This window comes from Streptococcus infantis SPAR10 (genome assembly GCF_000279535.1).
Lineage (GTDB): Bacteria > Bacillota > Bacilli > Lactobacillales > Streptococcaceae > Streptococcus > Streptococcus infantis_I.
Window position 1 is genome coordinate 38,898 of record NZ_ALCH01000002.1, and the last position, 17,818, is coordinate 56,715.

14 protein-coding genes and 1 pseudogene are annotated in these 17,818 nt (G+C 39.0%); 12 read left to right on the top strand and 3 right to left on the bottom strand.

Going from position 1 to position 17,818, the window contains the following annotated elements:
- The first annotated feature begins 149 nt into the window (after nucleotides 1-149).
- The 3 genes and pseudogenes from SPAR10_RS11015 (at nucleotide 150) to tsf (ending at nucleotide 3,532) form a co-directional block, all read left to right on the top strand.
- Nucleotides 150-1,360: pseudogene (locus SPAR10_RS11015) on the top strand (aminoacyltransferase).
- Nucleotides 1,361-1,630: 270 nt separating this feature from the next.
- A complete protein-coding gene (gene rpsB, locus SPAR10_RS03960; protein WP_004250981.1) occupies nucleotides 1,631-2,413 on the top strand; it encodes a 30S ribosomal protein S2 in 783 nt (260 codons plus the stop codon).
- Between the two features lie 78 nt (nucleotides 2,414-2,491).
- A complete protein-coding gene (tsf, locus tag SPAR10_RS03965) occupies nucleotides 2,492-3,532 on the top strand; it encodes a translation elongation factor Ts (RefSeq protein WP_004250982.1) in 1,041 nt (346 codons plus the stop codon).
- 87 nt (nucleotides 3,533-3,619) lie between these two features.
- On the opposite strand, the gene cysK is transcribed toward tsf, so the two are convergent.
- Both cysK and SPAR10_RS03975 read right to left on the bottom strand, forming a co-directional pair.
- The gene (gene cysK, locus SPAR10_RS03970; protein ID WP_004250984.1) at nucleotides 3,620-4,546 is read right to left on the bottom strand and encodes a cysteine synthase A; all 927 of its coding nucleotides are present in this window, start codon (nucleotides 4,544-4,546) and stop codon (nucleotides 3,620-3,622) included.
- 155 nt (nucleotides 4,547-4,701) lie between these two features.
- A complete protein-coding gene (locus tag SPAR10_RS03975) occupies nucleotides 4,702-5,337 on the bottom strand; it encodes a YigZ family protein (protein WP_004250985.1) in 636 nt (211 codons plus the stop codon).
- Between the two features lie 55 nt (nucleotides 5,338-5,392).
- Between SPAR10_RS03975 and SPAR10_RS03980 the strand changes: the two genes are divergently transcribed.
- The 9 genes from SPAR10_RS03980 (at nucleotide 5,393) to polA (ending at nucleotide 16,130) form a co-directional block, all read left to right on the top strand.
- Nucleotides 5,393-6,691, top strand: a complete 1,299-nt coding sequence (locus SPAR10_RS03980; RefSeq protein WP_025170528.1) for an ATP-dependent helicase ComFA — start codon at nucleotides 5,393-5,395, stop codon at nucleotides 6,689-6,691.
- The gene (locus tag SPAR10_RS03985) at nucleotides 6,688-7,350 is read left to right on the top strand and encodes a ComF family protein (RefSeq protein ID WP_004250987.1); all 663 of its coding nucleotides are present in this window, start codon (nucleotides 6,688-6,690) and stop codon (nucleotides 7,348-7,350) included. Before SPAR10_RS03980 ends, SPAR10_RS03985 begins: the two co-directional genes overlap by 4 nt.
- 79 nt (nucleotides 7,351-7,429) lie before the next feature.
- On the top strand, nucleotides 7,430-7,978 hold the full coding sequence (gene hpf / locus SPAR10_RS03990; RefSeq protein ID WP_004250989.1) for a ribosome hibernation-promoting factor, HPF/YfiA family: 549 nt from the start codon (nucleotides 7,430-7,432) through the stop codon (nucleotides 7,976-7,978).
- 152 nt (nucleotides 7,979-8,130) lie between these two features.
- Complete coding sequence (locus SPAR10_RS03995) at nucleotides 8,131-10,104, top strand: DHH family phosphoesterase (protein ID WP_004250990.1); 1,974 nt, start codon at nucleotides 8,131-8,133, stop codon at nucleotides 10,102-10,104.
- The gene (rplI, locus tag SPAR10_RS04000; protein WP_004250991.1) at nucleotides 10,101-10,553 is read left to right on the top strand and encodes a 50S ribosomal protein L9; all 453 of its coding nucleotides are present in this window, start codon (nucleotides 10,101-10,103) and stop codon (nucleotides 10,551-10,553) included. The genes SPAR10_RS03995 and rplI overlap by 4 nt, the downstream gene beginning before the upstream one ends.
- A gap of 42 nt (nucleotides 10,554-10,595) precedes the next feature.
- Nucleotides 10,596-11,954: a replicative DNA helicase gene (gene dnaB, locus SPAR10_RS04005; protein WP_004250992.1), complete on the top strand. Its 1,359-nt coding sequence runs from the start codon at nucleotides 10,596-10,598 to the stop codon at nucleotides 11,952-11,954.
- Nucleotides 11,951-12,217, top strand: a complete 267-nt coding sequence (locus SPAR10_RS04010) for a Veg family protein (RefSeq protein ID WP_004250994.1) — start codon at nucleotides 11,951-11,953, stop codon at nucleotides 12,215-12,217. Before dnaB ends, SPAR10_RS04010 begins: the two co-directional genes overlap by 4 nt.
- 94 nt (nucleotides 12,218-12,311) lie before the next feature.
- Nucleotides 12,312-13,439: an SH3 domain-containing protein gene (locus SPAR10_RS04015; protein ID WP_004250995.1), complete on the top strand. Its 1,128-nt coding sequence runs from the start codon at nucleotides 12,312-12,314 to the stop codon at nucleotides 13,437-13,439.
- Nucleotides 13,440-13,496: 57 nt separating this feature from the next.
- On the top strand, nucleotides 13,497-16,130 hold the full coding sequence (gene polA, locus SPAR10_RS04020; protein ID WP_004250997.1) for a DNA polymerase I: 2,634 nt from the start codon (nucleotides 13,497-13,499) through the stop codon (nucleotides 16,128-16,130).
- Nucleotides 16,131-16,236: 106 nt separating this feature from the next.
- On the opposite strand, the gene SPAR10_RS04025 is transcribed toward polA, so the two are convergent.
- Entirely contained in the window at nucleotides 16,237-17,685 is a 1,449-nt protein-coding gene (locus tag SPAR10_RS04025; protein ID WP_004250998.1) for an APC family permease, read from the bottom strand.
- Between the last annotated feature and the right edge of the window lie 133 nt (nucleotides 17,686-17,818).

The following is a 17,818-nucleotide window of genomic DNA, read 5'->3' on the forward strand; positions in this document are numbered from 1 at the left end:
TGCTGAAAAATAAATTTCATTATATAATTACTTGAACTTATTCTCTATTTTTATAATTTTTTAGTTAAAGTAAAATGAAACTTAGGGATTTAGTACGAGTGTAGCATGTTGATAAAAAAATGGTTTCTAAGGGAGTCGGTGTTGGAGTTATGTTTACGTATAAAATAAATGTTGATGTCAAAGAGTGGGATTTGTTTTTAGAAAATCATCCTCAAGGAAATTTGTTGCAGAGTAGTGATTGGGCCAAGATTAAGGATACTTGGGGGAATGAGAGAGTTGGATTTTATAAAGAGAATCAATTGGTTGGAGTAGCGAACATCTTAATTCAGCCTCTTCCATTAGGATTTTCCATGTTCTATATTCCAAGAGGCCCAGTTATTAATTATGAAGATAAAGAACTTCTGAAATTTGTGATTTTAACATTGAAAAAAATTGCTAAAAAAAGCAATGCAATAATGGTTAAATTTGATCCAAGTTTATTTATCAGTAGAGGTCTTATTGGGCAAGAAACTGTCCAAAATTCTAGGACTTTAGAAATTATTGAAGAACTGAAAAAAATAAAGTTTATTGGACAGGCTTAACAAAGGATATGGCAGAAAATATACAACCACGTTTTCAAGCTAATATTCATAAAGAGAACTTCTCGTTGGATCAACTATCCAAGTCCACTAGACAGGCAATCCGAACTGCAAGGAATAAAGGATTGGAAGTGAAATTCGGTGGAATTGATTTATTAGATGAATTTTCATTTTTAATGAAGAAAACAGAGTCTCGTAAGAATATCAGTTTACGAGGCAAAGATTATTATCAAAAGTTACTGACTACTTATCCTAATCACTCTTTTATCACACTGAGCTACTTAGATTTACCTAATAGACTGAAAGAAGTTGAGCAGCAACTCGAAAAGAATCTTAAAATAGCGCAGAAATTTACTGATAAAACGAAAGAAGGCAAAATAAAAGAGAATCAGCAAGAGAGAAAACGATTAGAGGAAGAAATTTCTTTTCTTAAGAGCCATATTGATAGAGGGTACAGTGTCGTTCCATTGTCTGGAACTTTAACCATCGAATTTGGGAAAACTTCTGAAAACTTATATGCTGGAATGAATGAGGAATTTAGACATTATCAACCTGCTATTCCTACATGGTTTGAGACAGCTCAACATTCATTTGAACGTGGGGCAGAGACTCATAATATGGGTGGAATTGAAAACAACTTAGAAGGCGGGTTATTTAATTTTAAATCTAAGTTTAATCCCACTATTGAGGAGTTTGCTGGTGAGTTTAACTATCCAACTAGTTCATTATATTTCTTGTTTAATCTAGCTTATAAGATTCGTAAGAAACTTCGAAGTAGATAGCATAAACACCCCTACATTAAATTTTAAAAAATTAGCTATTAGAACATCTCAGCAGTATATGTTGAGATGTTTTAAATTTAGAGCTTTTAAATGGTAATTTAATAAGGAGAAAATAACAAAATCACTTGAAATAAAGCTCCAATTATGATAAAATAAAACTTGTCGTGTGAACGATAATACTCATTCTTGATGAATTGTGAAACTGTTGCCTTTTGGTTGTTTTGCAAGTTGAAATCAAGAAGAGGAAAAAACAAAAAAGGAGAAATACTCATGGCAGTAATTTCAATGAAACAACTTCTTGAGGCTGGTGTACACTTTGGTCACCAAACTCGTCGCTGGAACCCTAAGATGGCTAAGTACATCTTCACTGAGCGTAACGGAATCCACGTTATCGACTTGCAACAAACTGTAAAATACGCTGACCAAGCATACGACTTTATGCGTGATGCAGCAGCTAACGATGCAGTTGTATTGTTTGTTGGTACTAAGAAACAAGCTGCTGACGCTGTTAAAGAAGAAGCAGAACGTTCAGGTCAATACTACATCAACCACCGTTGGTTGGGTGGTACCCTTACTAACTGGGGAACAATCCAAAAACGTATCGCTCGTTTGAAAGAAATCAAACGCATGGAAGAAGAAGGAATCTTCGACGTTCTTCCTAAGAAAGAAGTTGCACTTCTTAACAAACAACGCGCTCGTCTTGAAAAATTCTTGGGTGGTATCGAAGACATGCCTCGCATCCCAGATGTAATGTACGTAGTTGACCCACATAAAGAGCAAATCGCTGTTAAAGAAGCTAAAAAATTGGGTATCCCAGTTGTAGCGATGGTTGACACAAACACTGACCCAGATGATATCGATGTAATCATCCCAGCTAACGATGACGCTATCCGCGCAGTTAAGTTGATTACAGCTAAATTGGCAGACGCTATCATCGAAGGTCGCCAAGGTGAAGATGCTGTAGCAGCAGTTGAAGCAGAATTTGCAGCTTCAGAAGCTCAAGCAGACTCAATCGAAGAAATCGTTGAAGTTGTAGAAGGCGACAACGCTTAATTCAAATAAGTAATCATTACCTAGGAGGGCGGGGCTTAGCCCGGCTCTCCTATTTTTTAAAAATATAGGAGAATCAAAATGGCAGAAATTACAGCTAAACTTGTTAAAGAGTTGCGTGAAAAATCTGGTGCTGGTGTCATGGACGCTAAGAAAGCATTGGTCGAAGTTGAAGGTGATATCGAAAAAGCGATTGAATTGCTTCGCGAAAAAGGTATGGCTAAGGCAGCTAAAAAAGCTGACCGTGTTGCTGCTGAAGGTTTGACTGGTGTTTATGTGAACGGTAACGTTGCAGCAGTTGTTGAAGTAAATGCTGAAACTGACTTCGTTGCGAAAAACGCTCAATTTGTTGAGTTGGTAAACGCAACAGCTAAAGCAATCGCTGAAGGAAAACCAGCTAACAACGAAGAAGCTCTTGCTTTGACAATGCCTTCAGGTGAAACTCTGGAAGCAGCTTATGTGTCTGCAACAGCGACTATCGGAGAAAAAATCTCATTCCGTCGCTTTGCTTTGATTGAAAAAACAGATGCACAACACTTTGGAGCTTACCAACACAACGGTGGACGTATCGGTGTTATCTCTGTAATCGAAGGTGGAGATGAAGCACTTGCTAAACAAATCTCAATGCACATCGCTGCTATGAAACCAACAGTTCTTTCATACAAAGAATTGGATGAGCAATTTGTTAAAGATGAGTTGGCACAATTGAACCACGTTATCGACCAAGATAATGAAAGCCGTGCTATGGTTGGTAAACCAGCTCTTCCACACTTGGCATACGGATCTAAAGCTCAATTGACTGATGAAGTAATCGCTCAAGCTGAAGAAGCTATCAAAGCTGAATTGGCTGCAGAAGGTAAACCAGAAAAAATCTGGGATAAAATCATCCCAGGTAAAATGGATCGCTTCATGCTTGACAACACTAAAGTTGACCAAGCTTACACACTTCTTGCACAAGTTTACATCATGGATGACAGCAAGACAGTTGAAGCTTACCTTGAATCAGTTAACGCTTCAGTAGTTGAGTTCGCTCGCTTTGAAGTTGGTGAAGGTATCGAAAAAGCTGCAAACGACTTTGAAGCAGAAGTTGCAGCTACAATGGCAGCAGCCTTGAATAACTAATAATAAAAAGAGGAAGCAGATTTGCTTCCTCTTTCTTATAGAAAAAATTACAAAGCCCTTGTTAAAGGGCTTTGTGTATTTAGGAGACTAGACTTCGAACTCATAGAGCGCTGTAGATAGGTAACGTTCTCCGTTATCTGGTGCAAGCGCAAGGACTTTTTTACCTGCCCCTAGTTTTTTAGCAACTTCGATTGCTGCATAGATAGCTGCGGCAGAAGAAATACCTACCAAGAAGCCTTCTTTTCCACCAATTTCGCGACCAAGTGCAAGAGCATTGTCTGATGTCACGCGAACGATACCATCATAAGCTTCTGTATCAAGTGTTTCTGGGATGAATCCTGCAGAGATACCTTGAATTTTGTGAGGTCCTGGTTTTTCACCTGATAAGATTGCTGACTCGTCTGCCTCAACTGCAAATACTTGAATGCCTGAATTAGCCGATTTAAGAGCGTGAGAGACACCAGAAATAGTTCCTCCAGTACCAACACCAGCAACAAAGGCATCTAAACCATCAGCTCCGAAATCAGCTAGAATTTCAGCTCCTGTTGTTCTTTCGTGAACTTCTGGGTTAGCTTGGTTATTAAACTGTAATGGTAGGAAACCATCGCGTTCAGCAGCAATTTCTTGCGCTTTTGCAATCGCACCTTTCATTCCTTCGCTACCGGGAGTGAGGACTAGTTCAGCACCATAAGCTTGGATGATCTTGCGGCGTTCAACACTCATTGTTTCAGGCATAACAATGACAACTTTATAACCTTTAGCAGCACCAACCCATGAAAGACCGATACCAGTGTTCCCACTTGTTGCTTCTACAATTGTAGAGCCTGGTTTCAGTTTACCCTCTTGTTCTGCTTTTTCAATCATACTAAGAGCAATGCGGTCTTTAACGGATGAACCTGGGTTAAAAGCTTCTAGTTTTACGTAAACGTCTGCTGCACCTTCTGGTACAATGTTATTCAATTTAACAATCGGTGTTTTTCCGATAAGTTCTGTGATATTGTTATAAATAGCCATGTTAGCACCTCTTTATATAAGATGTTTCTAGTATAACGCTATCTTAAACTTTTGTAAAATATAGAAATCCTATCGAAGCGATAGGATTTTTTTATAACAATCTGAAAAATAGTCAGTGTAAATCTAAAAATTGAGGGAAGATATTTAAAAGTGCTTTACACAAGGTTTACAGGGACTTCAACTTCTCGTAAGCCCTGATCTGTTAGGATAACTTTCCCATTAAAAAATTCTATAAGGGCAGCTCTGGTATCCTCTTTATCTTCTTTATCGACAAAGATAATTGTGTCAACTTGATCTGTGAAGTTGGTTTCGAGTTCCATAAGATTATGTTCTTTAAGAAAATTCCCATACTCTTGATATTGAGCATAGCTCATTTGAATTTGAATCCCTGTTTGTTCTTTAATTTCAACAATTCCAATTTCTTTGACAGCAAAGGCAACACTACCTGCATAAGCGCGAATAAGACCTCCTGCTCCCAATTTGATACCACCAAAATATCTGGTAACAACTACACAAACATTGGTCAAATTGTGATTTTCTAGAACTCCTAGCATAGGTACACCAGCAGTTCCACTTGGCTCCCCATCATCACTGGTTCGCTTGATTTCACTGCGCTCACCGATAATAAAAGCAGAGCAGTTGTGGGTAGCCTTATAGTGTTCTTTTTTGATAGCAGTGATAAAGGCACGAGCTTCTTCTTCACTACAGACACGTTTTACATGACAAATAAATCGTGATTTTTTGATTTCTTCTTGGACTTGTCCGTCCTCTTTTATCGTTCTAAATTCCATATTTTTATTGTACTAAAAAATAGTCTAAAGTTCTAGATTTTACGAATAAAGAAGTATGAAAATAAATCCAAACTATCTAGGCCGACTTTTTACAGAACAAGAATTAAGCCCTGAAGAACGACAACTGGCGGAGAAGCTGCCAAGTATGAGAAAAGAGAAGGGGAAACTCTTCTGTCAACGATGTGATAGTATGATTCAAGATGAATGGTCTCTACCTATTAATGCTCATTACTGCCGAGAATGTTTGTTGATGAAGCGAGTTAGGAGTGATCAGGCCTTATATTATTTCCCTCAAGAAGATTTTCCTAAACAAGATGTTCTTAAATGGAAGGGACAATTGACTCCATTTCAAGAGAAAGTATCAGAAGGATTACTTCAGGCAGTAGAGAACCAGCAACCGACTTTAGTTCATGCAGTGACTGGCGCTGGGAAGACAGAGATGATTTATAAAGTTGTTGCGAAAGTTATTAATGATGGTGGCGCAGTTTGTCTAGCAAGTCCACGGATAGATGTTTGTTTGGAATTGTATAAGCGATTGCAGAATGACTTTGCTTGTGAAATAGCTTTACTGCATGGTGAGTCTGAACCATACTTTCGGACACCACTAGTTGTTGCAACAACTCATCAATTATTAAAGTTTTATCACGCTTTTGATTTACTAATAGTAGATGAAGTAGATGCATTCCCCTATGTTGACAACAAGATGCTTTACAAAGCTGTAAAGAATTGTGTAAAGGAAAACGGACTAAGAATTTTTCTCACTGCAACTTCTACAGATGAGTTGGATAAGAAGGTTCGCTTAGGGGAGCTAAAACGACTAAGCCTGCCAAGGCGGTTCCATGGAAATCCTTTAATTATTCCCAAACCGGTTTGGCTATCTGATCTGGATAAATGTTTGGATAAGTTTCGCCTACCACCAAAGCTAAAAAGATATGTTGAAAACCAGAGAAGAACTGGCTACCCCTTACTAATATTTGCATCAGAAATTACAAAGGGAGAGAAGTTGAAGGAAATCTTACAAGAGAAATTTCCAAATGAGAAAATTGGTTTCGTATCCTCAGTTACTGAAGATAGATTAGAGCAAGTTCAAGCTTTTAGGGATAGGGAATTGACCATATTGATAAGCACAACAATATTGGAGCGCGGAGTTACCTTCCCTTGTGTTGATGTCTGTGTCGTAGAAGCAAACCATCGTATTTTTACAAAATCAAGCCTCATTCAAATTGGAGGACGTGTAGGTCGTAGCATGGATAGACCTACAGGAGATCTAATTTTCTTTCATAATGGATTAGATCGTTCGATTAAGAATGCTATAAAGGAAATTAAACTGATGAACAAGGAGGCAGGCCTATGATTTGTTTACTATGTGCCCAACATTTGAAGAAAAATCTAACCTTTGGAGAGCTTCTTTTTTTGAAAAAGGAGGAGGGCTCACTTTGTTTAGCTTGTTACTCAAGTTTTGAAATGATTGGGGAAGAACATTGCACAAATTGTCATAAAAAAGGAGTGTCAAGTTCGTGTCAAGATTGTCAACTTTGGTGTAAAGAAGGGGTTGAAGTAAGTCATGAAGCGATTTTTAGTTATAATCAAGCCATGAAAGACTTCTTTAATCGTTACAAATTTGATGGCGATTATATTCTCCGAAAAGTTTTTGCTATGATTTTAAATGAGAATTTAAAAAAATACAAGGATTATCATTTTATTTTAATACCGTTAAGCCCTGAGAGGTATGCAAAAAGAGGTTTTAATCAGGTTGCAGGCCTAATAGAAGCGGCAGGATTTTCCCATCTGGATGTATTAGGGAAAAGAGAAGAAAAAGCAAGTTCTTCTAAAAATCGTTCAGAGCGGTTGGCCACGGAACTTCCGTTTTTTATTAAAGAAGACAGTAGGATTCCAAAGAAGATTCTATTGATTGATGATATTTATACGACAGGAGCGACTGTTAACCGTGTCAAGAGTATGCTAGAGAATGCAGGAGCAGAAGAGGTTAAAACATTTTCCCTCGTAAGATGAGGAAAAAGATTGCAAAAAGATTATGAAAGCGTTATAATAAATATAGAAAAACAAATATGTTTAGAAAGAAGGTACTTATATGATTAAATATAGTATCCGTGGTGAAAACCTAGAAGTAACTGAAGCAATTCGTGATTATGTAGTTTCTAAACTCGAAAAGATCGAAAAATACTTCCAAGCAGATCAAGAATTAGATGCGCGTGTAAATTTGAAAGTGTATCGTGAAAAGACTGCTAAGGTAGAAGTAACAATTCCACTTGGATCTATTACTCTTCGTGCAGAAGACGTTTCTCAAGATATGTATGGATCTATTGATTTGGTGACAGATAAGATTGAACGCCAAATCCGTAAAAATAAAACTAAAATTGAACGTAAAAACAGAAATAAAGTTTCTACTAGCCAACTATTTACAGATACCTTGGTAGAAGAGACAGATGCTGCTCAACCTAAAGTTGTTCGTTCAAAACAAATTGATTTAAAACCAATGGATCTTGAAGAAGCACTTCTTCAGATGGACTTATTGGGTCATGATTTCTTCATTTACATCGATGTTGAAGATGAAACTACAAATGTTATTTATCGACGCGAAGATGGAGATATTGGTCTTCTTGAAGTGAAAGAATCATAATACTTAATATGCTTAGACTAAAAAGGTGGTTTACACTAGTGTAAACCACCTTTTGTGTTCCTACATGCTACATTTGAGCACAAGTGCTATTCCTTCTTTAAAGGTCGCTTTTTCAGTGCAAATATGGTATAATATTGCGCAAGAGGTTTGTAATGAAAAAAAATGAAATGAATCCCTTTTTTATATACTTATTTGTTGGGATTTCCTTTATAATCATGACTGTATTGGTTATTTTTCTTCAAAATAACCTAGTCACAATAGCATGCTTATTTTTCTTAATGGTGGCATTTCTTCTGCTATTTTATTTTCAGAAGAAATCTTATCAAAAAACAGAAATTGAACAAATCCAGTACGTAAACCATCAGGCGGAAGATAGTTTAAGTTCACTCTTAGAACAGATGCCTGTTGGAGTTGTCAAGCTAAACATGGAAAGCAGTGAGATTGAGTGGTTCAATCCCTACGCAGAGTTAATGTTGACAACGGAAGATGGAGAAATTGACCTTCCTCAACTTCAAGAAATTATAAAAACATCCATATCTTCGCCTGGAATTTATGCAAATGTGGGGGAAAAACGTTATGCGGTGCATCTAGATAGAAATTCTGGCGTGCTCTACTTTTTTGACGTTTCTGGAGAGTACGAAGCCACAGTAGAATTGGTTACAAGTCGCCCTGTTATTGGTATTATTTCGGTAGATAATTATGATGATTTAGAGAACGAAACATCTGAATCAGACATCAGTCATATTAATAGTTTTGTCGCAAATTTTGTATCAGAATTTACTGGAAAGTATCAGATGTTTTCTCGTAGAGTGACCATGGATCGTTTTTACTTATTTACCGACTATACGGTATTAGAGCAATTGATGCAGGATAAATTTTCTGTAATTGATACCTTCCGTGAAGAAGCTAAGCAGCGAGATTTAGCCTTAACCATGAGTATGGGCTTGTCATATGGTGATGGCGATCATGAGGGTATTGGTAAAGTTGCTTTATCAAATCTCAACCTTGCAGAAGTTCGAGGTGGAGACCAGGTCGTTGTAAAAGAAAATGATGAGACGAAAAATCCAATTTATTTTGGTGGTGGCTCTGCAGCTTCTATTAAGCGAACAAGAACACGTACAAGAGCAATGATGACGGCAATCTCTGAAAAGTTGAGAAGTGTTGACCGTGTCTTCGTAGTTGGTCATAAAAACTTAGACATGGATGCTTTAGGCTCTGCTGTTGGTATGCAATTGTTCTCGAGTAACGTCTTGGATGAAAGTTATGTGGTCTATGATGCAGAACAAATGTCTCCGGACATTCATCGTGCCATTCAATTTTTAGAGAATGAGGGAGTAACAAAACTCATCCCTCTAACTCAAGCTATGGGAATGGTCACTAATCGTTCCTTGCTAGTGATGGTGGACCACTCTAAGACAGCTTTAACCTTGTCAAAAGAGTTTTATGATTTGTTTACACAAACCATCATTATTGACCACCATAGACGAGATCAGGATTTCCCGGAAAATGCTGTTATCACCTATATTGAGAGTGGAGCAAGTAGCGCGAGCGAGCTTGTAACAGAGTTAATTCAATTCCAAAACTCTAAGAAAGCACGCTTAAGTCGTATCCAAGCTAGTGTTCTTATGGGCGGTATGATGCTGGATACTAAGAATTTCACTTCTCGTGTAACTAGCCGAACCTTTGACGTGGCAAGTTATCTAAGAACACGTGGTAGTGATAGTATTGTAATTCAAGAACTTGCGGCGACTGACTTTGAAGAGTATCGATTGGTTAATGAGCTAATCTTGCAAGGACAGGCCGTACAACCTTCTATTCTTGTAGCTCAGGCCAAGGATGATAAGGAGTATGATATTGTAGTGATTAGTAAAGCGGCTGATACTATGTTAGCTATGTCAGGTATTGAAGCTAGCTTTGTCATTGCTAAAAACAGCCAAGGGGATATTTCCATTTCTGCACGAAGTCGAAGTAAGATCAATGTGCAACGGATTATGGAAGAGTTGGGAGGTGGAGGCCACTTCAACCTGGCAGCTGCCCGACTGACAGATATGACTCTGCAAGAAGCAGGTGATAAACTAAAAACCGTTATTTCTAATGAAATTAGAGAAAAGGAGACAGAAGAATGAAAGTAATCTTTTTAGCAGATGTAAAAGGCAAAGGAAAAAAAGGCGAAATCAAGGAAGTGCCAACAGGTTATGCACAAAACTTTTTGATTAAGAAAAACCTTGCTAAAGAAGCGACTTCACAAGCAATTGGTGAGTTGCGCGGGAAGCAAAAATCTGAAGAAAAAGCACATGCTCAACTTCTTGCAGAAGCACAAGAAATTAAGGCGAAACTTGAAGCAGAAGAAACAATTGTTGAGTTTGTTGAAAAAGTTGGTCCAGATGGAAGAACTTTTGGTTCAATTACTAGCAAGAAAATTGCGGAAGAGCTCCAAAAACAATTTGGAATTAAAATTGATAAACGTCATATTCAAGTTCAATCTCCAATTCGAGCAGTTGGTTTGATTGATGTACCTGTAAAAATTTATCAGGATGTAACTAGCGTCATCAATCTTCGTGTAAAAGAAGGCTAAGCTAGATTTGAGTAATGATTTTGTAAAAGGAAGGAAAGTCTGATGGCAGAAGTAGAGGAACTACGAGTTCAGCCCCAGGATATTTTGGCAGAACAATCGGTATTGGGAGCTATATTTATCGATGAGAGTAAACTCGTATTTGTTCGAGAATATATTGACTCTCGAGACTTCTTTAAGTATGCTCACCGTTTGATTTTTCAGGCCATGGTTGATTTGTCAGATCGAGGCGAAGCCATTGATGCAACGACTGTTCGTACGATATTAGATGATCAAGGTGATTTGCAAAATATTGGTGGCTTGTCCTACCTTGTTGAGATTATCAACTCTGTACCAACCTCTGCAAACGCTGAATACTATGCAAAAATTGTAGCAGAGAAAGCCACGCTTCGTCGTTTGATTGCTAAGTTGACAGAGTCTGTCAATCAAGCATATGAGGCTTCTAGTCCTGTAGATGAAATCATTGCACGAGCAGAAAAAGGTTTGATCGATGTCAGTGAGAATGCAAATCGTAGTGGTTTTAGAAATATTCGAGACATCCTAAATCTTAACTTTGGAAATTTAGAAGTTCGTTCACAACAAACTTCTGATATTACAGGGATTGCTACTGGTTATCAAGATTTGGATCATATGACAACTGGGTTGCACGAGGAGGAGTTAATCATTCTTGCTGCTCGTCCTGCGGTTGGTAAGACTGCTTTTGCCTTGAATATTGCTCAAAATATTGGAACCAAGCTAGACAAGACCGTTGCAATTTTCTCTCTCGAGATGGGTGCAGAGAGTCTGGTCGACCGTATGTTGGCAGCCGAAGGACTAGTAGAGTCTCACTCTATCCGTACAGGGCAATTGACTGAGGAAGAGTGGCGCAAATATACGATTGCTCAAGGTAATCTTGCAAAAGCAAGTATCTATATTGACGATACCCCTGGAATTCGAATTACGGAGATTCGTTCACGCGCCAGAAAATTGTCTCAGGAAACAGGCAATCTTGGATTGATCTTGATTGACTACCTGCAGTTAATTACAGGGACTGGTCGTGAGAACCGTCAACAAGAGGTTTCAGAGATTTCACGTCAGTTGAAAATTCTGGCTAAGGAACTGAAGGTGCCTGTTATCGCGCTAAGTCAGCTGTCACGTAGTGTTGAACAACGTCAAGATAAAAGACCGGTGCTATCAGATATTCGTGAGTCTGGATCTATCGAGCAGGATGCGGATATCGTAGCCTTTCTCTATCGAGATGACTATTATGAACGTGGTGGCGAAGAAGAGGAAGGTCTTCCGAATAACAAGGTAGAAGTTATTATTGAGAAGAACCGTAGCGGTGCGCGTGGAACAGTAGAATTGATTTTTCAAAAAGAGTATAACAAGTTTTCAAGTATTTCGAAGAGAGAGGAACAAAGATGACAGATGCATTTACAGATGTAGCCAAGATGAAAAAAATCAAAGAAGAAATCAAGGCGCATGAAGGACAAGTCGTGGAAATGACTTTAGAAAACGGTCGTAAACGCCAAAAGAATCGCTTGGGAAGACTTATTGAAGTTTATCCATCGCTCTTTATCGTTGAATTTGGGGATGTTGAAGGAGACAAACAGGCCAACGTCTACGTTGAATCCTTCACCTATTCTGATATTTTAACGGAAAAGAATTTGATTCACTATTTGGATTAAGGTTGAAAGTGGGAGTTTTCTCACTTTTTTCTTTTTCTTTCGAATGATATAAATGAGGTCAACCTCAAAAATTTATCTATTCGAAGGAGAATGAATGACATATAGTAAAAAGGGAACTTTTCTTAAGAGAACGACAGTGGGTACAGCTTCCCTACTGTTAGCAGGTACTTTTTTGTTTGGTGGAGGAGCTGTTCATGCCAATCAGGCAAACAATGGCTCACTGGCACGTGGAGATGATTATCCTTATTATTATAAAAATGGAAGTCAAGAAATCGATAAATGGCGTCTATACTCCAGACAGTGTACCTCTTTCGCTGCCTTTCGTTTAAGTAGTGTTAATGGATTTGAACTACCAGCTGCTTATGGGCATGCGAAGGAATGGGGATACCGTGCTCAAAAAGAAGGATATCGTGTAGATCAGAGACCAGCGATTGGAGCTATTGCTTGGAGTACGAGGGGAACACATGGCCACGTAGCTTGGGTTTCTAACGTGATTGGAGACATGGTTGAAATCGAGGAGTACAATTACGATTATACAGAAACGTATTATCGTAGGATAGTAAAAGCAAGTTCTATGACTGGTTTCATTCATTTTAAAGATGTGGGGAATGCTAGTGTAGGGGATCATCAATCTGTACTATCTTCTAGTGGAACTCATTACTTTACAGAAAAAGTAGCTATTATGAATCAGCCATCATTGACATCTACTATTATTGATTACTACGAACCTGGAATGAGTGTTCATTATGATCAAACTCTTGAAAAGGATGGCTATAGATGGATTAGTTATATTTCAAGAAGTGGGAACAGACGTTATATCCCCTTAATTAAAACGGTAACCTCGAAGAATGGATGGGAAAAACAGGGAACAGTCTGGTACTACTATGAAAATGGCAAAGTCGCACTTGGATGGAAAAAGATAAACGGCAGTTGGTACTATTTCCAAACTAATGGTTCAATGAGAACAGGTTGGCTAAAAGACGGTTCCAAGTGGTACTACTTGAAATCATCTGGAGAAATGCAGACAGGATGGTTGAAGGATAAGGGCATTTGGTATTATCTCGAAAGCTCGGGTGCTATGAAAGCTAGTCAGTGGTTCCAGGTTTCAGGGAAATATTATTACGTGAACGCATCTGGAGAATTGGCAGTAGATACGACTATCGATGGTTTCCAAGTTGATAGCAATGGTGCGCGAGTTGAAAAAAATCCCAATAAGCCTTGACCGATAATCTAACTCTTAGCAATGGTATTTTTCCCTGCTTTCCTTTATAATGGGTGTATGGACAAGAAAAAATTATTATTGATTGATGGATCTTCAGTTGCTTTCCGGGCATTTTTTGCACTTTACCAGCAACTGGATCGTTTTAAAAATGACAATGGACTACATACCAATGCAATCTACGGATTTCATCTGATGCTAAATCACCTACTGGAGCGTGTCCAACCGAGTCATATTTTGGTTGCTTTTGATGCGGGGAAAACGACTTTCCGTACAGAGATGTATGCAGATTATAAGGGTGGTCGTGCGAAGACTCCAGATGAGTTTCGTGAGCAATTTCCCTTCATTCGTGAGTTGCTAGACCATCTTGGGATTCGCCATTATGAGTTGACTCAGTATGAGGCGGATGATATCATTGGAACTCTTGGTCGCTTGGCTGAAAAGGAATCTTTTGATGTAACAATCGTTAGCGGGGACAAGGACTTGATTCAGCTGACGGATGAACGTACGGTGGTCGAGATTTCCAAGAAAGGTGTGGCTGAGTTTGAGGCCTTTACACCAGAATACCTCATGGAAAAGATGGGACTCACACCAGCTCAGTTTATAGACCTCAAGGCCCTGATGGGGGATAAGTCTGATAATATCCCTGGGGTGACCAAGATTGGTGAAAAGACTGGGATCAAGCTCTTGTTAGAATATGGCTCGCTGGAAGGTATTTATGAAAATATCGATGGCATGAAGGCTTCCAAGATGAAGGAAAATCTTGTCAATGACAAGGAACAAGCCTTTCTGTCTAAAACACTAGCGACCATCGACACGAAAGCGCCAATTGAGATAGGTCTAGATGATTTGGTCTATAGTGGACCAAATGTGGAAAACCTTGGGAAGTTCTACGATGAGATGGGCTTTAAGCAGCTCAAACAAGCCTTGAATGCTTCTCAGGCGAATCAAGCTGAGACTTTGAATTTCACCATGGTGGACAAAGTGACTGAAGATATGCTGAGTGCCGACTCTATCTTCCACTTTGAACTTTTTGGTGAAAACTACCATACAGATGAATTGATTGGTTTTGCTTGGTCATGCGGAGACAAACTCTATGCTACAGATAAGCTGGAACTTCTGCAGGATTCGATTCTTAAGGAATTTCTAGAAAAAACACCTCTGAAAGTATATGACTGTAAGAAAGCTAAAGTTCTCTTAAATCGCTTTGGTTTGGACTTGCAGGCTCCTGCTTTTGACAGTCGCTTGGCCAAATACCTTCTCTCTACTGTAGAGAATAATGAAATTTCAACCATTGCTAGTCTTTATGGTCAAACTTACCTAGTCGATGATGAAACCTTCTATGGTAAGGGTGTCAAGAAAGCTATCCCTGAGAGAGAAACCTTCTTGGAGCACTTGGCTCGTAAGGTTGCTGTATTAGTTGAGACAGAGCCTGTTTTACTTGAAAAATTAAGTGAAAACGGACAATTGGACCTCCTCTATGATATGGAGCAACCTCTGGCTTTTGTCCTTGCTAAGATGGAAATCGCTGGAATCAAGGTCAAAAAAGAAACCTTGCTTGAGATGCAAGCTGAAAATGAGCTTGTCATTGAAAAGCTAACTCAAGAGATTTATGAATTGGCTGGTGAGGAGTTTAACATCAACTCGCCTAAGCAGTTGGGCGAACTACTTTTTGAAAAGCTAGGTCTCCCTATAGAATACACCAAGAAAACCAAGACAGGTTATTCAACAGCAGTGGATGTGTTAGAGCGCCTAGCTCCTATTGCCCCAATCGTCAAGAAAATTTTAGATTATCGTCAAATTGCTAAGATTCAATCGACTTATGTGATTGGTTTACAGGATTGGATTTTAGCGGATGGCAAGATTCACACGCGCTATGTGCAGGATTTGACTCAGACAGGGCGTCTGTCTAGTGTGGATCCAAACTTGCAAAATATTCCTGTTCGCTTGGAACAAGGCCGCCTCATTCGTAAGGCTTTCGTGCCAGAGTGGGAGGATAGTGTCCTTCTCAGCTCGGACTATTCACAGATTGAGTTGCGAGTTTTGGCACATATCTCTAAAGATGAGCACTTAATCAAGGCCTTCCAAGAAGGAGCTGATATCCATACCTCGACAGCCATGCGTGTCTTTGGAATTGAACGTCCTGAGGATGTGACTCCAAACGACCGTCGCAATGCCAAGGCTGTCAACTTTGGAGTGGTTTACGGAATTTCAGACTTTGGTTTATCCAATAACCTAGGTATCAGCCGTAAAGAGGCTAAGGCATACATCGACACTTACTTTGAACGCTTCCCAGGTATTAAAAACTACATGGATGAAGTGGTTCGTGAGGCGCGTGATAAGGGTTATGTGGAGACTCTCTTCAAACGTCGTCGTGAGTTACCAGATATCAATTCGCGTAACTTTAACATTCGTGGTTTTGCAGAGCGTACAGCTATCAACTCACCTATTCAAGGATCGGCTGCAGATATTCTCAAAATTGCCATGATTCAGCTAGATAAAGCCTTGGTAGCAGGTCGTTATCAAACTAAGATGCTGTTACAAGTACACGATGAAATTGTTCTTGAAGTGCCTAAGTCAGAATTGGCATCTATTAAAAAACTTGTCAAACAAACCATGGAAGAAGCCATTCAACTCAGTGTGCCCCTGATTGCTGATGAAAATGAAGGCGTGACTTGGTATGAGGCTAAGTAGAGATAGCCTATCAGACAAAAAAGAAATCCCCTTGAACATTATGGTTCAAAGGGGATTTTTCTTTCAGGAAAAGACAAAAGTGATACTATCTAGCTAATAGTAGGATTTATTTGATTTGTTTCTTTTGTTCTTTTTTTGCAAGGATTGGTAGAATAACACCTAAACCAATCAGAATAATTGGGGTCAAGATGTTTGTAAGAAGAGAGAATTGCCAAGCAGTTGGATTCTCAGCATAGCTAATTTTTGGAACCATACCTAGGATACAAGCAAAGGCAGTGAAGAGGAAGCACCAAGTACCGATTACAAAGCCAAGCTTAGGATTGTTCACAAACTTGTATTCGGCATTTTTGTATGTTTTCCAAGCGCGATTAAGCATCATGTAGGCAAGGAATACCCAGAGATAACGCATTGGCATTACGATAGAATTGAGGTTGGTCATCCATTTTACAAGTCCATCAATTTCTTGGATACCAAAAATTGGAAGGATGATGATAAGGCTAACGAGGACACCTGTAAGGAGGTAACCGTTAATGAGGACACCTTTTTCAGTACGTTTACGAAGCCAGCTTGGGATGTAGTTTTCGTCAGCATTATTGAGTAGGATTTGTAATGGTGCGTCAATAGAAAAGGCAAGCGCAGCAATTTGTCCGACCATATTTGTAAGAGCGTAAATCACAACGAAAAGATTTCCAACTCCCCAAGAATTTCCTAACATTTGGAAGGCTTGATAAGCACCATTACGCATGAGGTCTTCAGGGATGTTATTACCATCAAATAGCATTCCCATGGCAACTGAACCAAGGATAGCAGAGAGTCCTACCATGATGGCCATGACAATCATACCTTTTGGAAATTCTTTTGCAGGATTGCGAGTTTGATTCACATAAGGGGAAATTTTTTCACAACCACCAACGGCAAAGACCAGTAGTGAGATGGTTGTAAAATAAGAAAAATCAAAGTTTGGAATGTAGGTACTCAGTTGATCCATATGTGGTGTCGCAAACTGGATGTCTGGCTTAATGAAAGGCAGACCGACAGCCAAAAGCACAAAGAGTATAGACATAATCAACATGGCACTTCCTGCCAAGCTACCGATGACTTTCAGTGTTGTCAATCCTTTTGTAGAAAGATAGAGGAAAAGTCCAAAGATTAGCAAGCAGAGAATAACAATCCAGTGGATATCGATTTGTTTTAGAAATTGTCCGTTACCCTGCAAGGCCCATCCAAGCGGAATCAGGATTCCTTGAGGTTTTTGTGCGAGATAAGGGATGTGCACAACCCAGTAGGTCCAAGCGGCAAAGTAGGCGAGGCGTTTGGTTGATGTTTTTTCAACCCAGTCGCTAACACCGCTTCCGCTTTCCTTGAAGGTAGAACCTAGTTGTCCGACGATGAGTGAATATGGGATAAAGTAGAGTGCGAGGATTAAAACCCAAGATACGACTACTGAAATTCCCTGTTGAGAGTAGTTGTTGACGACGTTTCCTAGCCCCCAAACCATGTTGAAAGCAATCAGAGAAACCATCAGCCAATTAAGTTGGTGTTGATCTTTTTTCATAATGTCTCCTTTTCTGATAATTTCAGTATATCATGATTTTTTGAAAGCGCCTAACAAAATTTGAAATTTACTATAAAAAAAGTAAAAGCTAGCTAACAGATAGGCACTAGGATTGCTTAGTTGAAAAAACTTA